A 24496-nucleotide genomic window follows, 5' to 3' on the forward strand; every position below is an offset into this window, starting at 1 on the left:
ATGGAAAAACTCTCTGTATCTGATGTTCTCCAACGTATTCAAAATACCACGACTTTTCATGCTGAGGTGGAAGAGACCGGTTGTGTTTTGAAAATCGACGAGTACTTACCAGTGGTGTGTACCGCCATTCACGCAGGCGAACGTCTGCGTGAAGATTTGATAAAACATTGTCTACTAACTAAAGAGCAACGGTATTTTGAAGAAGACCCATTTACCGATGATATGATTTCTTCTCAGCCGATTACTCTAGTTGGGTTGGACTCGAGGTTTGAGTACGACTTAAATCGTGCGATGTCATTGAGTACGTATTACCGTAGTGCCTGGGAGCAAAAGGTTTGGGATAAGCCTTTACCTGCAAAGCAGCGTATGAATAGCCAAGGCAAGCACGCTGCGTTCTATCAGATATACTCTGCACTGATACAGAAACTTGAGTCGATGTTTGGTCTTGTCATTGTTTTTGATATGCATTCATACAATTACAAACGCATAGAGAAGAGCACTCCCGTTTTTAACATCGGAACGTCTCAGGTTGATGGTGAGAGATGGGGCAAGACAGTCACTCGTTTCATGCAAGAGCTTCGTAAAATAGAACTCCCAAACATACAAGTAACGGCTGAGGAAAACTCAGTATTTGAAGGACGTGGCTATCTTATCGCGCACACTAATGCGAACTTTGACCGGACTTTGGTACTTCCCACAGAGGTCAAAAAAGTGTTCATGGAAGAGGAAAGTGGCACCCCATACCCACTCGTTCTAGAAGCTTTACAATCTGGTCTTAAAGAAGCGTTCAGCCAGACCAGTGCTTATTTTCAACGCATTTACAATCGAAAGCCCAAAGTAAGCAAGACAGATATGTTGAGCTCAGCTATCGATCCTGCAGTTTTGTCTGTTGATCGTGCTCTATACAGATTGGCTCATAAAGTAGAGACGCTGAAATATGTGACGCCAACAAATATCCCGAGTGAGAAGAAGCGGTTTTTTGCCAACGCAGCTCGCTATCAACCTAACTACCGGTATCGACAACTTCCAATCAATGCGAACGAGTTTAAGTTTCAGCTCTATAGGCTTCCAATAGAGGATATTGCTGATCCTGACATGCGTCAGCTTTATAGCGACATGATTGACAAACTCAGCGAGAAAGTCGATCTACTAACGAGTGTTGGTCAAGAACACTTTCTATACAACAGTTTAGCTTATCATGGACGTCCTGATGAAGCTGCAGTAAGCAATGCGAAGTTTTTGATGTATGCAAAAGATATTTCATCTGCGCCGCGTGAAATATATTCAGCATCAGAAGCGGCAGAGCAAATGAAAGTCGCTGCTACAAATTGGGGGATGAAGTGCAAAATAACGCTAACCAGCTCACTTGCAGCACGAGCAATGGTGAGTTCCGTGCCTCCGACGTTGTTTGTGAATAAGGGCGCAACGTTTACTCATGAGGAAGTACAGCGACTTATACAGCATGAGTTAGGTGTACACATGGCGACGACATACAACGCTAAGCAACAGGCTTTGAAGATTTTTCAGTTGGGCTTACCGGGTTCTACCTTTACTCAAGAAGGTATGGCTATTATGGCCGAGTATAAGGCCGGGTACATGTCTTTGGACAGGTTGAAGGACCTTTCGACTCGCGTGTTGGCTGTCGATTCGATGCTGAAGGAGCATAACTTCTACAATACTTATTCTTACCTAGTCGAGGAGCTTGGCATTCAAAAAGACGCTGCATTTATGACCACGACACGCGTTTATCGTGGTGGCGGCTTTACCAAAGATTACCTTTATCTCACAGGCTTCTTAAGTATATTGAAGGCAGAGGAGGACAGTAACTTAAATAATCTACTGATTGGTAAATGCAGTATTAAGTATCTTGACTTGATAAGTGAAATGGTGGAAAGAGACTGGTTGACCCCGCCAAAGTATCGATTCGATGATAAAGGTGGGACGCTAGAACCAACACTAGAGTATCTTATTAACTCATTGCGCTAGAGTCAGGTTATACTGGAATACAGAAGATCTGATAAGTGATACGGGGTGAGGGTACTGTGCATCCTTACCCCTTATTACCTTTGGAATATGCTCTAAAGAATATCCCTCACGCGATAATAGGACATTGCCAAAACCAACGCTGGAGTCTTAAACAATCTTCCTCCAGGGAAGGGCATATGCGGGATCTTATCAAAAATCGCGAAGCGCTCTGCGGTGGTTGCGACGCACTCTGCCATCAGTGTGCCTGCCATCCCCGTTGCCGCGATGCCGTGACCGGAAAAGCCTTGGGCAAAGTAGACATTGGGTTTGAGTCGGCCAAAGTGTGGCGCGCGGTTCATTGTGATGGCGACATTTCCACCCCATGCATAATCGATTTTTGCGTCTGATAGCTGAGGGAATATGTCTACCATCCGTCCACGCATCGCTTTTTCTAGATTAAACGGAGCGACGCCAGAGTAACTGACTCGTCCGCCAAATAGCATCCTGTGATCGCCAGAGCAGCGGAAGTAATCTAAGACAAAGTTGATGTCACAAGCGGCGATGTGATCTTTCATTAGAGCACCGGTAACGTCTTCACCCAAGGGTTCGGTGGCACATATATAGGTGCCAACGGGCATCACTTTGTTTTCAAGTTTGGTCTCCAAGCCATCCATATACGCGTTGCAAGCGAGGATAACGTGGTTAGCTTTTACGGTGCCGTTTTTAGTGAATAGAGTAGCCGGGTCACCATGCTCGATTTTGGTCACGGCGCTGTCTTCATAGAACTCTGCACCAGCCTGTTTGGCAGCGTTTACCAAGCCAAGCGTGTAATTGAGTGGATGCAGATGGCCGCTGTTGCTATCGAACATACCAGATGTGTATTTTTGGCTTGCGATGTGGTGATGCGTCTTTTCTTGATCCCACATCTCTAGCGACTCATAGCCGTAGTTTTCGGTGAGGTCGTCATACCAAGCTTTAAGCTCTTTATCGTGGCGAGGCTTAACGCCGACATGCACCATGCCATCTCGCCAATCGCAATCAATGTTGTACTTGTTGATGTTTGACTTGGTCAGCGCTAACGCTTCAACTGAAATATCCCAGAGCTTTCTTGCGTCGGATTTACCGACCAACTTTTCTAAGGTGTCTTGCTCGGAAGCCCAACCGAAGATCGCTTGGCCACCGCTTCTTCCAGAAGCGCCCCAGCCAACGCGATTGGCTTCTAGGACGATCACTTTAAAGCCTTTGTTAGCAAGCTCGAGTGCGGCGGTGGCTCCGGTGATGCCGGAGCCAATAACACAGACGTCAGCAATATGATCTCCCATTAGTTTAGGAAAATCGAATTGCTGATTTCGCGATGCGGCGTAATAAGAGTCTGTGTGCTTCACTTTCATTTTGTATCCTTACTTTACTTGTACCACTGATATTCTAATGGCGAGACTTGCGCCGAGAAGCGAGCTTGCTCATGTTTTTTGTTTGCTAGGTAAACCTTGCAGAACTCCTCTCCAAAGCTACGTTTCATAAACTGACTGTTAGCAAATTCATGCAGTGACATATCCCAAGAGATAGGCAGCATAGGAAGCTCGAGTAATGTTGCATCGCCTTCTATTGGCTCTGGCGGAGTGAGTTTGTTTTCAATGCCGTCGAGAATAGACGCGAGCAACACTGCGACGGTGAGGTAGGGGTTTACGTCGGCACCAGAGAGTCGATGTTCGATACGTTTGTCTGATTGACCGCTTGCAGGTACTCGAACCGCCACGGTTCTGTTATCCCAACCCCATGTCGCGTGCAATGGCACAAACATATTAGGCTGTAGCCTTCGATAAGAGTTAGCGTTAGGCGCGAAGATCGCCATGCTATCTTCAAGGTGTGCTAGTACGCCCGCAATCGCATTGAGAAGAACGCTCTCATCTTCACCAAAAACATTGGTTCCGGTTTCATCTCGCAGGCTGATATGCACGTGACAGCCGTTGCCTGCGTATTCGGTGTAAGGTTTCGCCATAAAGTTGGCGTAGAAGCCGTGTTTTTTGGCGACCGCTCGAACCACACGCTTTAACAGCATGGCTTGGTCACAAGCGAGTAGAACATCATCAGTATGCTTTAGGTTAACCTCGAACTGCCCAGGGGCGTACTCGGCTGTGATGTTTTCAGCTGGGATATTTTGCTCTTCACAGGCGCTGATGATCTCATCGAGGAAGGCTTTGAATTCGTCGAGCTCTTCTAGGGAATAGACTTGAGTTTGTGTCATGCGTTCACCACTGATTGGCATCAATGGTGGTTGTGGGTTGCCAGCTTCGTCGGGTTCAAGATCTTGTAGATAGAATTCCAGCTCAACTGCGATGCAAGGTTTGAGTCCTTTGTCAGCGAATTTTTCTAGCTGAACTTCGAGTACGTGTCTTGGGTCGGCAAAGAAAGGTTGGTTCGAGGTTGGCTCAAACATAGTGACGATCGCTTGGGCACTGTTCTCTTGCCAAGGCGTGGTGGTGAGTGAGCTTGCCACCATACGGCAGATCCTATCACCGTCACCTTTTTCAAAACCCAGTCCGGTTTCTTCTACCGTCTCGCCGCATATATCCAGTGCGAATACCGAAGCGGGTAGACAAATACCTTGTTCCAAAACTTTGTTGAGTTGGGTGATGGGGACACGTTTGCCTCGAACAACACCATTCATATCGAACAGGATCAAATCCAAACTGGTGACGTCTGGATGCTGTTCAATAAATCGTTCAATTGTAAGCTTTTCGTGACCAAGTTGAATTGGTTCGATGTTGTCTGCACTACTCGCAAGTTGACTCGTTCCCACTGTGGCTCCTCCACTTTTCCCAACGATTCCTTATGTATCAAGCCCTAAATTGGGCTCAACCGTGTTGGTTGCTTTTTAACCATAGACACAATGTTCAGTAAAACACAACACTAATGTATCTAAAATGTTAATCGTCATCTCAAAAGTTGCAAAATAATTAACATCTTTGTTTGACATTTATACAGGTCGATGCCAATGCTAAATGGGAGCTTATTGATAAATTCGTTGAGCGAGTAACGAAAAGAAGGATTTATGGAAACGATTAGGAAATGGATAGAAGAGAACCGTATTACTGAAGTTGAGTGTTTGATCCCGGATATCACGGGCAACGCTCGAGGCAAAATCATGCCAGCGAAAAAATTCCTTCGAGAAGGGGGCATGCGTCTTCCCGAAGTGGTTTTTTTCCAGACCGTGACCGGCGATTGGCCAGACGATGAAAGTATGATCGATCTGACCGAGAAGGACATGACTCTGGAACCCGACCAAAACACGATTCGATTTGTTCCTTGGACCAAAGAGCCCACGGCGCAAGTGATTCACGACTGCTACACCGTAGAGGGTAACCCAGTCGATATCTCACCACGTGCTGTGTTACGCCGTGTGTTGAGTCTCTACGAAAAAGAAGGGTGGCATCCAGTTGTCGCGCCAGAGCTGGAGTTCTTCCTAGTTCAGAAAAACCTTGATTGGGACTACCCACTTGAGCCACCAATTGGTCGCAATGGTCGCCCAGAAACAGCAAGACAGTCATTCAGTATCGATGCGGTTAACGAGTTCGATCCTATTTTTGAAGACATGTACGACTACTGCGAAGCGCAGGGTTTGGATGTCGATACCTTGGTCCATGAGTCTGGCGCAGCGCAGATGGAGCTTAACTTTGACCACGGCGAGCCACTAGACAGAGCAGACCAAGTATTCCTATTCAAACGCACGGTACGAGAAGCGGCGCTCAGACACGATGTCTACGCCACCTTTATGGCAAAACCGATGGAAGATGAGCCGGGCAGTGCGATGCACATTCACCAAAGCCTAGTTGATGACAAAGGTAAAAACCTATTCGCCAACGAAGATGGCTCAAACAGCGAACTGTTCATGAACTACATCGGTGGCATGCAGAAATACACGCCAGCAGCGATTGCGTTCTTTGCTCCAAACGTGAACTCGTACCGCCGTTTGGTGTTTGGTGATTCAGCGCCAACTAACGTCGCTTGGGGTGAAGACAACCGCACTGTTGGTCTTCGTGTCCCAGTATCGGATCGAGATTCAAGACGTTTAGAAAACCGTTACGCGGGCGCAGATGCTAACCCGTATCTGGCGATGGCTCTTACCTTAGCGTGTGGTTACCTTGGCATGAAAGAAAAACTCACGCCAACGGCGAAGAGCACAGGCGACATGACTACTGAACCATACTCGCTTCCTCACAACCTAGAGGATGCATTGGTTCTGCTAGAGAATAGCGATGAATTACGAGAAATCCTAGGCGATCGATTTGTATCGGCTTATGTGGCAATCAAACGCAAGGAGTACAAAACCTTCTTCCAAGTGATCAGTTCTTGGGAGCGAGAATTCTTACTTTTAAACGTGTAACTAAGGCAACGCTATCCAAAAGAGCATCAATTAAACAGCAGGAAATGGAAATTAATTTATGTCAGTACAAAACGGATCAAAATGGACAGAGCAAGACAGCGCACACTGTCTCCATCCATTTACTAACTTCAAAGCACTAAACGATAAAGGTTCACGAGTGATTACTCGTGCAGAAGGCATCTACATCTACGATGAGCACGACAATAAAATCTTAGATGGAATGGCGGGTCTTTGGTGCGTGAATATGGGCTACAACTGTGAGCCCCTTATTGAAGCGGCGACCAACCAGTTAAAGGAATTGCCATACTACAATCTGTTTTTCCAGACTACGCATCCACCTGCTGTTGAGCTTTCGACGCTGCTTGCTGAAGTCGCGCCAGAGGGCATGAATCATGTGTTCTTTACCGGGTCGGGCTCTGAGTGCAACGACACTGTGGTTCGCATGGTTCGTCATTACTGGACAAGCCTTGGCAAACCAAACAAACAAACCATCATCAGCCGTAAGAATGCTTACCATGGAAGTACTATGGCGGGCGCAAGCTTGGGTGGTATGGCGTTTATGCATGCGCAAGGTGGTTTGCCATTGCCAAACATTACTCATATCGATCAGCCGTATCACTTTGGTGAAGGTCAGGGTATGGATGCGAACGAGTTTGGCTTGGAGCGCGCACGTCAGCTTGAAGCGAAGATCCTTGAACTTGGTGAAGAGAATGTCGCTGCGTTTATCGCTGAGCCTATCCAAGGCGCTGGTGGCGTGATTATCCCGCCAGATAGCTACTGGCCAGAAATCCAACGCATCTGCGATAAGTATGAAATCCTTTTGATTGCTGATGAAGTGATCTGTGGTTTCGGACGAACAGGTGAATGGTTTGCTAGCCAAACCTACAACATCAAACCAGACCTCATGTGTATGGCGAAGGGTATTACCTCGGGCTATCTACCACTTGGTGGCGTCATGGTGCGAGACCATGTTGCCAAAGTGCTGACGGATGCGGACACCGAATTTGCGCACGGGTTTACCTACTCAGGTCACCCAGCTGCCTGTGCGGTTGCCATCGCCAATATCAAGGAGATGCAGAACCGCAATATCATCAACCAAGTTCGCGAAGATACCGCCCCTTACTTTGCTTCACGTTGGAGTGAGCTTTTAGAGCACCCAATGGTCGGTGAAGCAAGAAGTAAAGGTCTGGTTGGTGCGATTGAACTGGTCAAAGACAAACAGACTAATGAGCGATACCACAAAGACCTCGATGTAGGTACGCGTTGTCGCGAGCATTGCTTTAACTCAGGTGTCGTTCTTCGAGCGGTAGGGGACACCATGATTTGTTCGCCACCGCTCATTATCACCCGAGACGAGATCGATGAGTTCATCGAAAAAGCAAAACTCGCGCTCGATAAAACACTCGCCGACGTTTCGCAGTAGCCGACGAGACACACAATACCAGAAAAACACAACAAAGGTATTAAGCAAAGAGCAAACAGGAAACGGAGGTCCAAATGGAGAAAGCAAAAGCATACTTTGGTGTAGCGTTAGGGATGACGTTGGGGCTTACCTCAATGACATCTATTGCTGCTGAGGAAAAAGTGCTCAACATTTACAATTGGTCAGACTACATAGCGGAAGACACCATTGCGAAGTTTGAAGCGGAAACCGGCATCAAAGTGGTGTATGACGTATTCGATTCAAACGAAGTGTTAGAGGCGAAGATCTTATCGGGCAACACAGGCTTTGACCTAGTTGTACCGAGTAACGATTTCTTAGGTCGTCAGGCGAAAGCGGGGGCTTTCCAAAAGCTCGATAAGTCTAAGCTAACCAACTACAAGAACCTTGACCCAAAATTGATGGGTATTCTTGCTGACACTGTCGACCCAGGTAACGACTACTCAGTCCCTTACCTATGGGGTACGACGGGTATTGGTTACAACGTTGAGAAAGTAAAAGCGGTACTTGGTGAAGATGCGCCTGTCGACAGTTGGGATCTCGTGTTCAAGCCTGAGAACATGGAAAAACTCAACAAGTGTGGTGTGGGCTTCTTGAATGCGCCTACCGAAATCATGGCGGCTGCGCTGAACTATATCGGCAAAGACCCAAACAGTACCAATCCAAACGACTACAAGAAAGACGCTTTGGAGCTGCTTAAACAAGTTCGTCCATACGTGACCTACTTCCACTCGTCGCAGTACATCAATGACCTAGCAAACGGTGATATTTGTGTCGCGATCGGTTGGTCTGGTGACGTCCTTCAAGCGGCTGATCGCGCTGCTGAAGCAGACAATGGTGTTGAAGTGGCGTACTCGATTCCTAAAGAGGGTGCATTGGCTTGGTTCGACCTAATGGCGATTCCAAAAGAGGCGAAGCACCCAGAGAACGCTCACTTGTTTATCAACTATCTACTTCGTCCGGAAGTGATTGCTGAGATCAGTAACTATGTTTGGTATGCGAACCCGAATCCACCATCGCGTGAGTTTATCGACGCAGAGATTCTAGAAGATCCAGGGATCTACCCAACAGAAGAAGCGCAAGCGAAGCTATACAGCTCGAAGATGTTGCCACACAAAACATCTCGTGCCATGACTCGCGCTTGGACCGACTTCCTTAAAAACTGATTAGTACTATTTGGCGACCCAACTTGGGTCGCCGCGTTTGCTTGGAGACTACCATGACAGTGATGTCACTCGATACAGAGCTCAACCATCAACACGTTGCCCCAGTGCCACCGAAACCACTTCTAGAAATTCGAGGTCTGACTAAGGATTTCGATGGTCACGTCGCCGTGGACAATATCGATCTCACCATCAATCAAGGCGAGCTATTCGCGCTTCTTGGCGCTTCTGGCTGTGGTAAATCAACGCTGCTTCGCATGCTAGCAGGCTTTGAACAGCCAACGGCCGGCCAAATCACCCTTGATGGCGAAGATTTGGCAGACATTCCGCCTTACAAACGACCTGTGAACATGATGTTCCAGTCGTACGCGCTGTTCCCACACATGACGGTGGAGAAGAACATCGCCTTTGGTCTCAAACAAGACGGCATGCCAAGCAAAGAGATCGACGCTACAGTGAAGCACATGCTCGAGCTGGTACGAATGACCGATTTCGCCAAGCGCAAACCTCATCAATTATCCGGCGGACAAAGACAGCGTGTCGCGCTAGCAAGAAGCTTAGCGAAAAAACCAAAACTGCTGCTGCTTGATGAGCCAATGGGTGCGCTAGATAAAAACCTTAGAGAAAAGATGCAGCTTGAGGTGGTCGATATTCTAGAAAGCGTCGGCGTGACCTGTGTGATGGTCACCCACGACCAAGAAGAAGCCATGACGATGGCAACTCGCATCGCCATTATGAATAAAGGGCAGTTTGTACAGATTGGCTCGCCAGAGTCGATTTACGAGCACCCGAACTCCAAATTTGCGGCCAAGTTCATTGGCTCGGTCAACATCTTCGAAGGTGTGCTTGAAACCAATGAGGCCGATCATTCAACCGTTCGCACACCAGATATGAGCAATCCTATCTCTATCAGCCACGGTATCTCTGGTGCACCAGGTATTCCGGTGTCGATTGCTGTGAGACCGGAGAAAATTACATTGTGCGATCATATGAATCCGTCGCCGAATCATTGTAGTGGACTCGTCGAAGACATCGCCTATATGGGTAATCAGTCGATCTATCACGTAAGACTCGACTCAGGAAAACTGGTCACCGCAACACTGCAAAATACCAGTCGTGTTAGGAAAGGAATGCCTACATGGGAGCAAAGAGTCAATCTTTGCTGGGACAAGGAAAGTTGTGTGGTACTCAAGATATGAAGAAACCAGCCAAACTTAATATTTGGAGCGTGGTACCGACACCTAAGTGTCTGCTACTCGCCGTGCCGTACGGTTGGCTCCTACTGTTCTTCCTACTGCCGTTTCTTATCGTATTTAAGATCAGTTTTGCAGAAGCTCAGATATCGATTCCACCGTATTCAGAGCTGTTGAGTTACGCTGAGCAACAGTTGCAACTGCTGCTCAATGTCGGCAACTACCAGTACCTGATTGAAGATGATCTTTACGCGTCGTCTTACATTCAATCGATTCGTATCGCCTTTATCTCGACGGTACTGTGTTTAATCATTGGCTTTCCGATTGCCTGGGCGATTGTTCACTCTTCGCCAAGTACTCGAAACGTCCTTTTGATGCTGATTATTCTGCCATCGTGGACGAGTTTCTTGATTCGAGTCTATGCGTGGATCGGTATCTTAAAAAATAACGGACTGCTCAATAACGTCCTGATGATGTCTGGCGTTATCGACGAGCCATTGCAAATCCTGCACACGGATACCGCCGTCTACATTGGCATCATCTACACCTACTTGCCGTTTATGGTGCTACCGCTATATACCGCTCTCATGCGAGTGGACTATTCACTGCTTGAAGCCGCGAGCGACCTAGGCGCTAAGCCAATGACGACACTGTTTACGGTTCTAGTACCGCTTACACGTGCAGGTATCATAGCAGGCTCAATGTTAGTGTTTATCCCAGCCGTGGGCGAGTTTGTTATCCCAGAACTATTGGGCGGCCCCGATACGGTTCTAATCGGTAAGGTGTTGTGGCAAGAGTTCTTCAACAACCGAGACTGGCCTGTGGCATCAGCCGTCGCCATAGTGATGCTGCTGATTCTGATGCTGCCAATTCTATGGTTCCACCGCTATCAAAAACGTGAATTGGAGGCTCAAGGATGAACGACATCCCAGTTTACAACAGCAAGCTTAAGTGGGTGATATTGGGCGCGGGCTTTGCGTTCCTCTATCTGCCGATCCTGATTCTGATCATCTACTCGTTTAACGAAAACCGCTTGGTAACGGTTTGGTCAGGTTTCTCATTCAAGTGGTACTCTGAGCTGCTACAAGATGACTTGTTAATGGGCGGCGTAAAACTCAGCCTAATTATCGGGTTCTTATCAGCAAGTGCCGCAGTGGTTCTTGGCATTATCGCCGCCTTCGTCCTTAACCGATTCGGTAAGTTCAAAGGCGAGACGGGCTTTGCGTTTATGATTACTGCGCCATTGGTTATGCCAGAAGTGATTACCGGCTTGTCACTGTTGCTGCTGTTTATTGCGATGGGGCAGGTGTTCGATATCTTCAGCCAACGTGGCATGATGACCATCTGGATAGCACACGTGACGTTTTGTACGGCTTATGTCACCGTGGTGGTTAGTTCGAGGCTTCAAGAAGTCGACCGCTCAATCGAAGAAGCCGCGATGGATTTAGGTGCGCCGCCTTGGAAGGTGTTCTTCCAAATCACGCTTCCGTCAATTGCACCAGCGATCCTAGCGGGTTGGCTACTGGCGTTTACCTTGTCGCTCGATGACTTGGTGATTGCGAGCTTTGTGTCTGGGCCTAGTGCGACAACCTTACCAATGGTGGTGTTCTCCAGTGTAAGGCTAGGGGTGAGTCCGAAGATAAACGCACTGGCAACACTCACGATACTCGCTGTCTCCTGTGCCACATTTATCGCGTGGTGGTTGATGGCAAAGGCAGAAAAGCGTAGGCTTCTAGAAATGAAGATGAGTCAGCAGTAAACGGAAATAACTTGCTGAGATCACAGCTTAATTTAGGGAGAGAGACATGGATGTAGGGAAACAGCTAAAAACGATTCGCACAATGCGCGGCTTGTCACAACGAGAACTCGCCAAGCGAAGCGGTGTCACCAACTCCATGATCTCTCAAATAGAGCAAAACTTGGTGAACCCATCCGTGGGCTCACTCAAGAAAATCCTTGATGCCATCCCAATCTCAATGGGCGAATTCTTCACCCTAGACGTCGAACCCAAAGATGACATCTTCTTCTCTGCCGAACAAATGGCAGATTTGGGCGACGGCAAAATCAAAATGCTCCTCGTCGGCGCCAAACGCGAAGGCCGACAACTCGCCATCCTCCGCGAAATCTACCCACCAGGTTCAGATACGGGTACAGACTTCATCGAACACGACGGGGAAGAGGGCGGTGTCGTCATCCGTGGCGAAATCGAAATCACCGTCGGCAGCCAAACCCGCGTGCTCAAAGCCGGCGACTCATACTACTTCGAAACCAGAAAGCCTCACCGCTTCCGTAACAAAGGCAAAGTAGAATGTGAACTAATCAGCGCCGCCACGCCGCCAACATTCTAGCTGATAAAGTACTTCTACGAGTCCAAAACTCCCAGTTCACGTCATTCCTGCGCAGGCAGGAATCTACTCACCACGGGCTCCAATCCTTCATTATTCGCCCGCATCCACCTTTCCGTATAACCCTGATTTTCAGAATAATTACGGAGTTTTTCCGTAGTTTCTCCCTTCAACTGGGGATGGTCACATAACTGCTTGATAGTGTTTGAGTTTCATATAGACTCGGTGCAAAATGCTAGGACTTATACGGAAATAGTCCGTCTAATAAGCGTTGAACTAAGCCGCTTCGCGGAGATCCGCATTTTCCCCTCATCGATGAGCCAAACTTATGATGTATCCATTGAAAGAGGAATACATCATGACGCCATTAAGACAGCAGTTTATCGATGAAATGACGCTTCGGCGTTTCTCTCCACGCACCCATAAATGTTACCTACGCTGGGTTATTGAGTTATCGAAGTGCTACCAAAGCTCACCCGATCGACTAAGTGATGAACAAATCCGTCAGTATTTACGCTCGTTAACCAATGAAAGACATCTTCGCGCGAGTACTTGCGCGCAGGCGCTTAATGCCATTGTGTTTTTCTATCGAGCGGTACTAAAGAGAGAGTTTAAGGAGCGACTTGTCCCTCCAACTAAGCGGGACAGTAAAATACCACAGCTGTTAAATCGCCACGAAGTAAAGGCTATCATCAGTCACTGTCGCAGTTTGAAATATCAAACGGCACTCGAGCTTTGTTATGGATGTGGATTACGAGTGAGTGAAGTCGTCGCTCTCGATGTAAAAGATATCGATGGTGTGGCGAAACGTCTGCATATTCATCAAGGCAAAGGTAAGAAAGACAGGTTTGTTCCATTGTGTGATAGCCAATTAAACCATTTAAGGAATTATTGGCGTCACTACCACCCAACCATCGCCCTTTTTCCTAGCCGAGAGCCAGAGCAACACCTTGATATCAGCTCAGTGCAGCGGTGTTTTAAGGCGGCAAAGCGTGCTTCGGGTGTTAAAAAGGAGGGAGGCATTCATGCTTTGCGACATGCTTATGCTACCCATCAACTTGAGTCAGGTATGCCACTGAATGTCTTGCAGCGACATCTTGGTCATACGAGCATAAAAACCACCTTGAGATACACACATTGGATTGGTCACTATAGCGAGGGAGAAAGTCATAATGAGTTTGACCTGATTGAGCAGCTATGGAGTGCCGAATGAGTGTCTTATCTCCTTATCAAACTGTGCTCACTCAAGGGTTGGATGAAATTAACAAAGCTAAGATCACGCCAAGGCAGTGGCAAGTGCTTCACCACTTGCGAGACTGTCGGACGGAGCGAATGGGCACCTATGATTGGCGGTGTGAGAAATGTGGTCATGACGTGACTTGGTACTGCTCTTGTCGAGATCGTCATTGTCCCAATTGCCAAGAGCAAATGAGGCAGCAATGGCTTGTGAAACGTAGCCAAGATATTTTACCGGTCGTGTATCACCACTTGGTATTTACCTTGCCTCATGAATTCAATGCGATGATCAAAGCTTACCCTAGAGAAGTTTATCAGTGCTTGTTTCATTCAGTATGGACAACGTTACAAGCCTTTGCCAACCCACGTCATCATCTTAAAGGGCAACTTGGAGCGCTGATGGTTCTACACACTTGGGGCAGAAACCTTAGCCAGCACACTCATGTGCACTGCTTAATCCCAGGTGGTGTATTAACCGAAGATAAGTCTTGGGTTCCAACGAGAAAAGAGGGCTATCTATTTCCAGTAAAAGCACTGTCAGTTCGCTTTAAAAGAGAAATGATGCAGCATGTTCAACAGGTGATAGATACTTATGAAAACATACTCTTAGAAGTGAGTAGGAAAGCATGGGTAGTGTACAGCAAACCGGTCTTACACAGCCCCCTCGCCGTGGTGGGGTATTTGTCTCGGTATTGCAATCGGATCGGGCTTAACCCTCACCAGTTGAGCTATGGTAACAATGGTAGTATCGAGATGACTTATAAAGATCATCAAGCACAGACATTGAAGCGAATGAGTTGTAGCCCGGGAGAAATGCTACGACGGCTACTGCTTCATGTGCTGCCTAAAGGGTTGATGAGGATCCGTTACTATGGGTTTTTAGCCAATGCAGTACGGGCTCGTGCTTTATCAGAAATCAGAAAAAGTATCAGTGAAGTCCCGAATGAAGCCGCAGAGGTACCGAAAGAAAAACCAAGTTGCCCCAAGTGTAAACGCCGATCTATGGTCTTGATAAGATTAGCGATACGGCCGCGAGTCGTTGCTGAAAAGGAACGACTGAGCTAGTTGCTTGATAGCAAGACAAAAAATCGCAGTTGAAGTGCGAGGGAGAGGTATCGTTCGCTTCAAAAATGGCTATGCAACAAGTATAGTTGGCACTATGGAAATGGGTGGCTACGGTGTGAATGGTGGGTGATAGTGGACCTCACTTGGACAGAGTAGCGATGAACGGGCAATGAGCGATAAAAAGCAAAATCCATAGAAAGAAGCGGCTCAGTCCAACAGGCATTTATCGAGTGTGCTGCGACAATGGATAAATGCTTAAGCGTTATATTTTACGGAGGAAATATGCCGATTGAAAAGTTCGATGTGTGGATCGACGAGATTGTTTCAGACTACGAAGGACAGGCTCAATCTTGCAGGAAGTTCTCTGATGTATTTTCAGGCTACTACTCTCCAGAATATTTATCGAAATGTAAATTTGTTGTAGTTGATAACATTCCAAAGCCGGATATCCCTGAGCTTAGACAAATAGGTTTGGGGGACTTCCTCGATATGGATTGTGGTGCGATAACCTATAAATACATGTACTTTATGAAGCCACAGCACCAAGATGATCTAGAGATACATATTCATGAACTAATGCATACGGTTCAATGGGAGCAACTCGGTGGAAAGGGTTTTTTAAAAAGGTACGTTCAAGAAATAAATGAGTTTGGTTACGATGACGCTCCCCTTGAAAATATGGCTTACGATCTTGGGCGTAGTTTTAAATCAGGGGCTAAGGCACAGGACGTGGTGAAACTAGTGTGTGAAAAAATATAACAAATAAGGATTAAACGCTGCGAAGCCAGCGCTTAATCCCAAGTGTTGAACAAGCCCGATGCCTCTATATAAGTAAATTGTGCGATCTTTGTCTGCGGTGCTCTCACCTTGATGATTTTTTCAAGGCGAGCGCTGCCATGATAAAGCCAAGAGTATAGCTTTATCAGAAGGTTAGCTGTTGTCCGTCAGTCTCTAGCGTTTACGTTTTCTCCCGGTTTGTACTTCAACATTATCCTTATTCTGTCTGCCTTTCGGCTATCTCGGTCGAGTGACCCCAACACAAGCCATCTCATGCTGGCAGCAAGGGCAGAAGCGTGTTGCTTTATTCTTGGTCACAGGCTCAAGGTTTGGGAGCTGATAAAACAGCCCAAGCAGCAATCGCTGTATACGCCTAAGTGCTTGTCGAGCCTGTCCTCGCAAGAAGCCATAGTCACGAACTCGTTGCAATCCTTTGGGAAGTACATGCTGTAAGATGAGCATCAAGAACTGAAGAGTGGGTAGTGTTCGCAGCTTCCATTGTTGGGTTTGGCTCTCTTTGTATCGGAACGTCACTGTGTTTTCTTCTACCTTGATGATATCGCTATCAGGCAATACGCCTCGGTAAAGATAACGTGATAGATACTCCAGTGCTGGCTGGCCTTTTCCCACACATCGACAGTCAACCACCCATTTGTGGGGGAGGCGCTTGGGGAGCCACAACTGTGGATGTTGCTCTATCACTTCTAACAACCTTGCCCGCCATACCTTAGCCAGAGCGAAGGCATTAAACAGGTATTGCTTGTTATCTTTGTGGCATACTTCTCTTGATGAGTCATACCGCCCACCTGCGACAATCACGTGTAGGTGGGGATGCAGATTTCGCTGCCTGCTGTGAGTATGCAGTACGGCGGTGAATCCGAGCGCGCCTTTGTTCTGTCTTTGGGCAAAGCTTTTGAGCACACTCGATGTCACTTGGAACATGGCACTGTAGAGGGTTTTAGGGGCTCGCCTAGCCAACGGTCTTAACTGGTAAGGTAACGTGAAGGTCACCATAAAGTAATGAACAGGCAGCAACTTCTGTTTTTGGCGCTCTAGCCAATCAGAAGTGGTGCGGTGCTGGCACTGGGGGCAGTGTCGGTGCCCACATGAGAGTGGCAGCCGGTCGTCATGATGGCAGTGAGCACAATACCATTGTGAGCGACCTTGCTGCTCTGTTTTGCAGCGGAGCATGGCTTGGATAGCTGAACGCATGTCAGCTGTGAGTTGGTTGTCGTAATGACGTTCAAAAACATCGAGATGGGCGCGGAGTAGGTCGATAAAGATGCTCATACTTCCTCCCATTGAATGACGAGTGCATCGGTAAGCTGGTTAATTGCCAGCGCTGCATCTTTTTGTTTCAGTTGGGTCATACGGGTATAGCGAGCCGTGGTGTTGAGGCTACCGTGTCCTAGCAAAATCTGCAGAGAGCGTAAATCCAGACCTTGCTCAAGTAAGTGAGTTGCAAAGCAATGTCGAAGCGAGTGCGGTGAGATGGGCTTACTAATACCACAGTCTTTAAGGACCAACTTCATGGCCTTTTGTACGCCACCTCTGTCCATAGGGTTATCAGTCATAAGCTCTTTACCAGGAAAGAGTAGCTGTGGGTGACGGTGAGTCAGCCAGTAGCTACGCAGTGCGTTTAGTGTGCGCTGTGGAAGTGGCACCAACCGGTCTTTGCCTCCTTTTCCATTACGAACATGTACCTGCATGGTGTGGGCATCAATATCTTGCACCTTTAGGCTCAGCCCTTCCCTCAGTCGTAGCCCCATGGAATACAAGGTAAGAAAGAACACCTGATAGCGCCGTTGTCGTGTCATCGTGATTAGCAATGCTACCTGTGGTGGGGTTAAGACATCGGGCAGTTTTTTGGTACGAGGTGGCCTGACAATATCGAGCCACTCCCACTCTTTGGTCAAAGTATAGCGATAGAAGAACTGCAGCCCACAGCGGTCGAGCTTTACGGTACTCCAAGAGTGGGTTTCGATGAGACTTGCGAAGTAATGCTTGAGTTGGTCAGTCGTTAAGGTGTCGGGACAGCAGTCGTAGAACTGGGTAATTCGACGTACTGCACGAGAGTAGGCATCGATGGTGGCAGGCCGTTTACCTTGCAGTTTAAGATTGGTAAGGTGTTGGTCATAAAGGAAGTTGTAGCGTTCAAGTTCAGCGGGTGTCATGATATTTACTCCTATGTTGCCCATTGGGTGATGGGGTTATTAGGAGTATGGTGGGTTGTGCGCTTTACTCTGCCGCAGAGCGGCTTCGTTCAACAAACGGTTCAAGTGGATTCGCAACGCTTGGCACTTTTGGGGCAATATTGGCTTATGCGATTACGGTGTTTAATTTTAGTTCGGTGATGCGTCACTCACCACTTAACCGGGCGTTATACGCATTTAGTAAAGTGCCAATTTTTAAGTGAGATTTATGAATAAGAGCGACCAAACTCAGGAACAAGAAGACACAGGACTAACTAGTGAAAGCCGATTTGTTAAATTGGCTAAAAATCAATCTCTACCTATATTGATTTCAATATTTGCGGTATTTATCTCGTGCATCAGTGCTTTTTTCTCGTATCAAGCTAATCAGTTAGCAATAGCTCAGTACAAGCAGGAAAGGTTATTAATACTAAAGGGTGTGTTTTCTGGAGAGGACAAGTTCAGTATGTCTGTTTTACCGATTTCAGATAGCGCTCATTTTATGAAAGGGCAAGTTGTCTTTCCATCAAAGATCTATGGTGAACCTGTACCTATAGCCTCTGACGGACAGGTGTTACGAATGGGTGCAGTTATGTTTGACTTAGAAGAGCTTTTTCTAGAATCAGTAAAGCCAGAAAGCGGCTTTGTGAAAATTGCAGATAGGGAAGTCCCGATAATTATCACAACATATTATGCGTCAAATGGTATTGGATATACTGACACGTCACTATATATGCTTGGGATGCAGATTGTACTTGGAGAAGAAGAGTATGCTCGCCCTAAGGTAGACTTAAACAGCCTGTCGTTCATCATGCGCTTTGATGATCAAGAGTCGATACCCAATGGATTACTTGATGACTTACTATCGGGAAAGAAATATATAAACTTACCTTCCGGAGTTCTTTGAAATGCGTAAAACATTCTGTTTAAGAGTGTTCGCAACGCGTGGTATTTTTGCTACGCGTGAGTTTTAGTGTTTAAGGTGGAATGCAGCGGCATTGCGTTGCTCAGACCTTAACAATGCGTTATGCGAATTCGCCATTTTGAAGTAAATTGTACGTTCAGATTTGGTGTTTCAGTGTAGAGGTAAAAATGAAACTAGATGCAGTGTTGTGGGACTATGATGGGACTCTTGTAAACTCAGTCCCTAAGAATATTGATATTACAAAAGCTATCTTATCCGTTGTCGCACCACATTTAACTGGAGAGTTTTTGCCTAAGTATTTACGCGACGAAGAGTCGTATCATGAAGCCAACCATAGTGCTAAAAATTGGCAAGAACTTTACGTTGACTATTACGGTTTAACACATGAGGAAATGTTAATTGCTGGAGGTATGTGGGCGGAACATCAAGAAAAGAATGCAACGGAAGTAATGTTGTTTGAAGGCATCAAAGACGTGGTCACTAAGTTTTCTCATCTTCCTCATGGTATTTGCTCGCAGAATTCGCAAAACAATATTCGCCGCTTACTGGAGAACAATTCGATAGCCGCACCTTTCAAGGCAATAGTAGGTTATAACGAGTCTAGTTTTAGTTGTTGTTTTGGACATTTTCTTGTGGCTGGGAACCCGAGAGAAACGAAGAAATTGGAAAGGGTAAACAATTTGCATTGAATTACCCTGAAATCGTAATTGACACTTACTGGCTAAGTTTACTCCCAGAACTTCCACCATTTCTTACTATTCTCTTCGCGCTTTTCTTGCCCTTGCTCTGAGCCTTTGTCTACTTCATTTTGAGCTTGGTCTGCTTTCTTTTCTTTCTGCTTTTCGAATCCAGACTTTTTGTCTTTAACTTTTTCCTTTAGCTCTTCCACTTCTTCTTGCTCATCTTCAAGTTCTTCCAACTCGCGTTCCAAAGCTTTCTTGTCTTTTTTACTTTTAGCTTTCTTCGCCTTTTCCTTTTTTTCTTCGATTAGCTTATCAAGTTCATCTTCACGTTCTTCAATTTGGGTTTCAGCTTTTTTCAAATCGGAAAGCGATTTTACGTCCTCTAGGTTTGGTTTCCCTTTTCCCGCCCATTCAGGTTTTTCCGCCAAAGCTGATGGTGCCATAAACGTAAGAAGGCTTGCCAACGCAATAACATTTGTCCTTTTCATGATAATACTCCTTTAAATCATGCCATTAACATATACACTACAATGAATGGTATCAAACGGCTTAATAACATTAGCGAGGGGTGTGAAGCTAACAAACGACTATAGCGATAATAGCTGTGTATTTGTGTCTCAGCCAATCTTCTGTTCTAAGCTTCTATCGTTTGCCTTGGAGCAATTATGTCAGCGACTGCACAACAACTTTTTATACGGATACCCCAATGCCCAAATCCCACATGCTCAAAGCCCTTGAACTCTCAAAATCCGCCCTCCCAAACTGCAAACCCAACCCACCAATCGGATGCGTCCTCGTCGACGGTGATCAGATCGTCTCCGAAGGCTTCACACAACCCATCGGTTGCAATCACGCTGAAGTAGAAGCATTAAACAAATACACAGGTCCGATGGAAAACATCACAGCCTATGTGACGCTAGAGCCATGCTCATTCGTAGGCCGAACACCAGCCTGCGCAGAGACACTCGTTAAATCTGGGGTCAAGAAAGTGGTCGTAGCCATGTTAGACCCAGACCCTCGCAATAGCGGCAAAGGCATAGCAATTCTAAGAGAAGCTGGAGTAGAGGTGGAGGTTGGTTTGTGCAGTGAGCAAGTTAGTGAGTTTCTGACACCCTATCTGGGTAAATCGTAAAGGCATTTTATGTTTAGCTGTATAACCAACACAGAACTTGTTAATTCTTTTCTCTTTATCGCTATTGTTATCTACGTCGCGAGAAGTCTTGTTCCAGCGTTTTACACTCGGACCCTCAACAATATTTACTTTGAGAACAAGTGGCTGCTGTTTTTCTTCTTAATTCTTTCCGAGTTAGTGCTGGGTGGGGCAGCTATCTATATTGGCTGGTGCATGATTGAAAAATGTGTGATTTCATAAGGAACGCACGGATTTAGAACACGCGCGCTGATAAAGGGACAAAAGCTATTGGTACCATTCCTAGCACCAATAGCCTTTTTAACTTATTAGCTAAAACTAACCCAGTCGCTTACTTGTACTCATGGAATTTCTGAGCCAAGTAAGGGTCCCACATTGCTGCAGTCGCACTCATTACCATGTCTGCGCCCATGTCTAGACGGCGGTGTAGGTCTTCAGCATTCATCATGCCGCCTACAGAACAGATAACGAAGTCATCTTTCCATTTAGTGCGAAGATCGATTAGGTTTTGTGTGACTTCTTCAGCCAAGTTACCAATCGCGTAACCACACGTACCGCTCTGCAGACGACCTTCGCCTGGTAGCGCAGCAACGCCCTCTGGAGTGATTACTTGGCGAGGGATGGTGTTGATTGCAGCGAAACCATCAACGAATGGACGGTTTGCTTCGATTACTTTTTCTAGCTGTTCCGCTGGCATCCAGCCTAGTTTGATAAGAAGTGGTGTGTCACCGATAGATTCGCGGATTTTCTTAGACACTAGAGCAGAGTTTTCTGGATCAGAGAACAGCGCGCCTTCTTTACTTCCGCCTAGGTTAGGGCAAGAGTAGTTCACTTCGATAACTTTAGCGCCAGCTTCTTTCGCCATTGATGAAACGTAGCCGTAGTCTTCAACAAGATCGCGCTCTGCAAGACCAGGAGTACCGTTTACCGAAACAATCATAAGCTGGTTTTTGCCCATCTTACGGTTACCTTCTTCGATGTCTTTCATCCATACCGATGGCGCTAGAGAAGGTACGCCGAACGAGTTAGTGATAGTGATTTTTTCATCGAGTGATGGGCGAGCACCTGGGTGGATCTCTGTGTTGATGTCGCGGTTGTTGAACTGTTCGTTGGTATCAAGGAAGACACAGTTTGGTGCTGGGTGACAGGTGCGCTCAACACTTCTTACTGTTTTGTATACCGGGATATCGAAACCTAGTTTCGCGTAAACATCGCACCAGTGGCTGTTTAGTAGAGGACCCGCAGGAACACCAAGACGAGAGTTAACCTCAAAATCGAAGATCTTATGAGTCTGTGTTACCGCTGGACGAGTCGGGTATTTGGCATCAAAGAATGGACCATTTTGGTAGTTGTCCTCATAGGTTTTGAGGATGTCATAAAGTTCAAACTGAGTTGGAGTAGTCATCAGAAGCCGTTTCCTGTTTTGCCAAATAAAATTTGGAGGGGATTCTAGCGTTTGCTTTGCTGGCTGAATATAGGGGAGGGGCGATAGATGAAGGTATCGCTGCGTAAGATCAATTACTTGACGAAAAAATGACGAAATTAGCGCTTTCGACTAAACGATGTGATGAAAATAGACGCAATTTTCATTTGGAAAACGTTTGCTTCATGCCGTTCTCGACCTAATTACGCATAAACTTACTATTTCCGATGCCATTTTGTGTGGTTTACCACTAGAATACCCGCAACCCACTTCGCTTCTTCTTGATAAGGAATACCATGAGCACTCTGAACGAACAATCTAGTGACGTAGTGATTGTTAGCAACTCATCTGATAACCCATTTGCAATCGATGTCGCCTATGCGATGGGGCAGCATGAAGATATCTCCGATGTCATCAGCATGAAGCACTTTATGAATACCGAGTTTTGCCCACGTTTTATCTCTGATGAGAACGACATGGACAACATTGGTAATAGCCTCGCGGGCAAAACCGTAGTGATTGTCAGCACAGGCAATCTGGTTACAAGCCGTCAAGAGCTTGCAATGCACAACCTGATCATTGCACGTGCGGCGAAAGAAAATGGCGCTAGCCGTGTGACTTTGGTTGAACCTGACCTGTTTTTCTCTGCTCAAGACCGTGGTGCTCGTCCTGAGTTGGGTGATAAGTCGGCGGAGCGTGATGTCGCTGATATCAAGAAGTTTGATGGTCAGCCATTTACGGCAATGCTTTACGCGCAAATGCTTAAGCTTGCTGGTGTAGATGATGTTATCACTGTCCATAACCACTCGGTTTCCGTGCAGAAGATGTTTACTGAAGTGTTCAAAGGGCGTTTCTACAACCTGATTCCTTACGAGATTTATGCGCATTACCTATTGAACTCAAACATTCTAAGCTATGGTCCAGAGGGCGAAGGTCTGGTCCTATGTGCACCAGACAAAGGCGCTCGTGATTTCGTTAAAGAGATCTACAAGAAGCTGGGCTTAAACAAAGCGAAGTTCATCATGCTGGACAAAGAGCGTACGGCCGAGCGCAAAGTAGAGATCACGCTGCACAAAGAGAGTGAAGATACATTTGAGGGTCTAGAGAACCCAAGTATTGTGCTGTTTGATGATATGGTTCGCACTGGCTCAACAGTGGTTCAATCTTGTCAGTTCCTGCAGCAGCTAAAGCCTGAGCGTATGGTATTTACTGTGTCGCACTTCTATGCGAGCACAGAAGGACGTGAGCGTATGTCTCACCCAGCACTTGGTGAGATTCTGACGCTGAACACCATGCCAACGATCCTAAACCGTGATGAGCAGGGGCGTCTGCGCAAGAAGATGGTTGTGTTGAAGATTGAGAAGTTCTTGGCGCAAGAGCTTTGTAAGATCCTTAACGTGCCTCAGCGTGCGCTTGAGAAGAACCCATATAAAATCGATATGTCATCTAAGAACCCACGCTTTCAACGCAAAATCTGGTTCTCAGACCAATTGTCAGAGCTGTCATAGACACGCTTAGCAATTTAGATTGAAAAGTAGGCTCAGCAATGAGCCTACTTTTTTTGTGCTTTAGTGAGTCCTGTGCAAGCTTGGTTTAGCGCTGCACAAACTTCGTCGCATACACCAAATCGATAATCGACTGATACTCTTCGATGCTCGTATCGGCTAGATGCCTTAATCCGCCAGCTGCTTTCGAGAAGCACTCGTTGTCTTCTTTATCCAACTTTTTCACGGCTGCAACCAGCTTTTCTTTAAACGCTGGGTCTAAATCATTGCTGACAATCGTAGAGCCATTAGCGATAAGTGGTGACTGCCAGATGACGCGGATCTTATCAATGACCTCTGGGTCGTGCTTCGCATAGCGATGGAGAGCGCCAGCTGAATAACCTATTGATTCATCACCTACCATGCTTGATGCAGAGACTGCAGCATCAAACTGACCATTGATAACGCCAACGATGTTTTGCTCGTGTCCGCCCGAGAAGCTGATTGTGTCGAAGAAACCGTTAAAACGGTTGTCCATCGTGCCGCCAATCTGCTGCTGAAGTTGGTTGTTTGGTATCAAGTAGCCGGAGGTAGAATTTGGGTCTGCAAAAGAGAATACCTTGCCACGTAAATCGTCGATGCTTTGATAAGGGCTGTCAGCTTTTACGATGACAACAGAGTGGTAGCCTCGAGAGTTATCCGTGTTATCGGCAATCAAGCCGATGATGTCTACTGCTTCTGGATCATTAAGATGGACTTCGGCAAACGCTTTAGGCGACATGTTGATGACCAAGTCGATTTTTTTACCCAGTAAACCTTGTATAACTGAGTTGTAGTCACTCGAGTTGCGGATGTTGGTTTTCACACCAAGTTCCGCTTGCATAAACTCGACTACACATTGGTTGTTGCCAATCTGCGCTTCCGAGTTCTCACCACCTAAAATACCTAGATTAATCGATGCTGGCGCTGATGCGTTTGCATTAAAAGCGACCAAACTGGAGATCATCAACCCACCGACCCATACACTTTTCATTTCAACTTCCTTAATGCCTATCAAGGCTTATTGTTGT

The 24496-nt window shown here is 46.6% G+C and carries 21 protein-coding genes and 1 pseudogene; 15 read left to right on the forward strand and 7 right to left on the reverse strand.

What is annotated here, in order from left to right; translation table 11 throughout:
• Complete coding sequence (locus tag AC6I8U_RS24235; RefSeq protein ID WP_498018844.1) at nucleotides 1–1986, forward strand: flavohemoglobin expression-modulating QEGLA motif protein; 1986 nt, start codon at nucleotides 1–3, stop codon at nucleotides 1984–1986.
• Nucleotides 1987–2078: 92 nt separating this feature from the next.
• Here the strand turns inward: AC6I8U_RS24235 and AC6I8U_RS24240 are convergent, their stop codons facing one another.
• Complete coding sequence (locus AC6I8U_RS24240) at nucleotides 2079–3356, reverse strand: NAD(P)/FAD-dependent oxidoreductase (RefSeq protein ID WP_498018845.1); 1278 nt, start codon at nucleotides 3354–3356, stop codon at nucleotides 2079–2081.
• A 14-nt stretch (nucleotides 3357–3370) separates the two neighbouring features.
• Nucleotides 3371–4720, reverse strand: coding sequence for a glutamine synthetase family protein (locus AC6I8U_RS24245; protein ID WP_498019649.1), 1350 nt, complete (start codon nucleotides 4718–4720; stop codon nucleotides 3371–3373).
• A 297-nt stretch (nucleotides 4721–5017) separates the two neighbouring features.
• On the opposite strand from AC6I8U_RS24245, the gene AC6I8U_RS24250 reads away from it, so the two are divergent.
• The 10 genes from AC6I8U_RS24250 to AC6I8U_RS24295 all read left to right on the forward strand — a co-directional run bounded on the left by AC6I8U_RS24250 (nucleotide 5018) and on the right by AC6I8U_RS24295 (nucleotide 15551).
• Complete coding sequence (locus AC6I8U_RS24250; RefSeq protein WP_112462557.1) at nucleotides 5018–6349, forward strand: type I glutamate--ammonia ligase; 1332 nt, start codon at nucleotides 5018–5020, stop codon at nucleotides 6347–6349.
• Nucleotides 6350–6407: 58 nt separating this feature from the next.
• Nucleotides 6408–7772 (forward strand): aspartate aminotransferase family protein, encoded by a 1365-nt coding sequence (locus tag AC6I8U_RS24255; RefSeq protein ID WP_394150423.1) that lies wholly within the window; start codon nucleotides 6408–6410, stop codon nucleotides 7770–7772.
• A gap of 74 nt (nucleotides 7773–7846) precedes the next feature.
• On the forward strand, nucleotides 7847–8956 hold the full coding sequence (locus tag AC6I8U_RS24260) for an extracellular solute-binding protein (protein WP_498018846.1): 1110 nt from the start codon (nucleotides 7847–7849) through the stop codon (nucleotides 8954–8956).
• A gap of 53 nt (nucleotides 8957–9009) precedes the next feature.
• Nucleotides 9010–10152, forward strand: coding sequence for a putrescine ABC transporter ATP-binding subunit PotG (gene potG / locus AC6I8U_RS24265; RefSeq protein WP_498018847.1), 1143 nt, complete (start codon nucleotides 9010–9012; stop codon nucleotides 10150–10152).
• Entirely contained in the window at nucleotides 10149–11066 is a 918-nt protein-coding gene (gene potH / locus AC6I8U_RS24270) for a putrescine ABC transporter permease PotH (RefSeq protein WP_042471288.1), read from the forward strand. Before potG ends, potH begins: the two co-directional genes overlap by 4 nt.
• Entirely contained in the window at nucleotides 11063–11905 is an 843-nt protein-coding gene (locus AC6I8U_RS24275; RefSeq protein ID WP_042471290.1) for an ABC transporter permease subunit, read from the forward strand. Before potH ends, AC6I8U_RS24275 begins: the two co-directional genes overlap by 4 nt.
• A gap of 46 nt (nucleotides 11906–11951) precedes the next feature.
• On the forward strand, nucleotides 11952–12494 hold the full coding sequence (locus AC6I8U_RS24280; protein ID WP_498018848.1) for a cupin domain-containing protein: 543 nt from the start codon (nucleotides 11952–11954) through the stop codon (nucleotides 12492–12494).
• Between the two features lie 325 nt (nucleotides 12495–12819).
• Nucleotides 12820–13704 (forward strand): tyrosine-type recombinase/integrase, encoded by an 885-nt coding sequence (locus tag AC6I8U_RS24285; protein WP_498018151.1) that lies wholly within the window; start codon nucleotides 12820–12822, stop codon nucleotides 13702–13704.
• Nucleotides 13701–14792, forward strand: a complete 1092-nt coding sequence (locus AC6I8U_RS24290) for an IS91 family transposase (protein ID WP_498018152.1) — start codon at nucleotides 13701–13703, stop codon at nucleotides 14790–14792. The genes AC6I8U_RS24285 and AC6I8U_RS24290 overlap by 4 nt, the downstream gene beginning before the upstream one ends.
• A 282-nt stretch (nucleotides 14793–15074) precedes the next feature.
• The gene (locus AC6I8U_RS24295) at nucleotides 15075–15551 is read left to right on the forward strand and encodes a hypothetical protein (protein WP_498018849.1); all 477 of its coding nucleotides are present in this window, start codon (nucleotides 15075–15077) and stop codon (nucleotides 15549–15551) included.
• Nucleotides 15552–15806: 255 nt separating this feature from the next.
• On the opposite strand, the gene AC6I8U_RS24300 is transcribed toward AC6I8U_RS24295, so the two are convergent.
• Both AC6I8U_RS24300 and AC6I8U_RS24305 read right to left on the reverse strand, forming a co-directional pair.
• A complete protein-coding gene (locus AC6I8U_RS24300) occupies nucleotides 15807–16859 on the reverse strand; it encodes an IS91 family transposase (RefSeq protein ID WP_498016951.1) in 1053 nt (350 codons plus the stop codon).
• Nucleotides 16856–17743 carry a site-specific integrase gene (locus AC6I8U_RS24305; RefSeq protein WP_498016953.1) on the reverse strand — a complete coding sequence of 296 codons (888 nt, stop codon included), beginning with the start codon at nucleotides 17741–17743 and terminating at the stop codon, nucleotides 16856–16858. Before AC6I8U_RS24305 ends, AC6I8U_RS24300 begins: the two co-directional genes overlap by 4 nt.
• A 247-nt stretch (nucleotides 17744–17990) precedes the next feature.
• Between AC6I8U_RS24305 and AC6I8U_RS24310 the strand changes: the two genes are divergently transcribed.
• Together AC6I8U_RS24310 and AC6I8U_RS24315 are read left to right on the forward strand one after the other, a co-directional pair.
• Nucleotides 17991–18668: a hypothetical protein gene (locus AC6I8U_RS24310; protein ID WP_234496922.1), complete on the forward strand. Its 678-nt coding sequence runs from the start codon at nucleotides 17991–17993 to the stop codon at nucleotides 18666–18668.
• Nucleotides 18669–18853: 185 nt separating this feature from the next.
• Nucleotides 18854–19291, forward strand: a pseudogene (locus AC6I8U_RS24315) (HAD family hydrolase); the annotation flags it as partial.
• A gap of 122 nt (nucleotides 19292–19413) precedes the next feature.
• Here AC6I8U_RS24315 and AC6I8U_RS24320 read toward each other — a convergent pair.
• The gene (locus tag AC6I8U_RS24320; RefSeq protein ID WP_498018850.1) at nucleotides 19414–19857 is read right to left on the reverse strand and encodes a hypothetical protein; all 444 of its coding nucleotides are present in this window, start codon (nucleotides 19855–19857) and stop codon (nucleotides 19414–19416) included.
• 218 nt (nucleotides 19858–20075) lie between these two features.
• Here AC6I8U_RS24320 and AC6I8U_RS24325 point away from each other — a divergent pair, with 218 nt between their 5' ends.
• Nucleotides 20076–20501 carry a bifunctional diaminohydroxyphosphoribosylaminopyrimidine deaminase/5-amino-6-(5-phosphoribosylamino)uracil reductase RibD gene (locus AC6I8U_RS24325; RefSeq protein ID WP_498018851.1) on the forward strand — a complete coding sequence of 142 codons (426 nt, stop codon included), beginning with the start codon at nucleotides 20076–20078 and terminating at the stop codon, nucleotides 20499–20501.
• A gap of 349 nt (nucleotides 20502–20850) precedes the next feature.
• Here AC6I8U_RS24325 and AC6I8U_RS24330 read toward each other — a convergent pair whose 3' ends face one another.
• Nucleotides 20851–21924, reverse strand: coding sequence for a beta/alpha barrel domain-containing protein (locus AC6I8U_RS24330; protein ID WP_498018852.1), 1074 nt, complete (start codon nucleotides 21922–21924; stop codon nucleotides 20851–20853).
• 314 nt (nucleotides 21925–22238) lie between these two features.
• Here AC6I8U_RS24330 and AC6I8U_RS24335 point away from each other — a divergent pair, with 314 nt between their 5' ends.
• Nucleotides 22239–23450, forward strand: coding sequence for a phosphoribosyltransferase family protein (locus tag AC6I8U_RS24335; RefSeq protein WP_042471307.1), 1212 nt, complete (start codon nucleotides 22239–22241; stop codon nucleotides 23448–23450).
• A gap of 85 nt (nucleotides 23451–23535) precedes the next feature.
• Here the strand turns inward: AC6I8U_RS24335 and phnD are convergent, their stop codons facing one another.
• Nucleotides 23536–24459, reverse strand: coding sequence for a phosphonate ABC transporter substrate-binding protein (phnD, locus tag AC6I8U_RS24340; protein WP_498018853.1), 924 nt, complete (start codon nucleotides 24457–24459; stop codon nucleotides 23536–23538).
• Nucleotides 24460–24496 lie beyond the last annotated feature (37 nt).

It is taken from the genome of Vibrio sp. KUL80, from assembly GCF_059725495.1.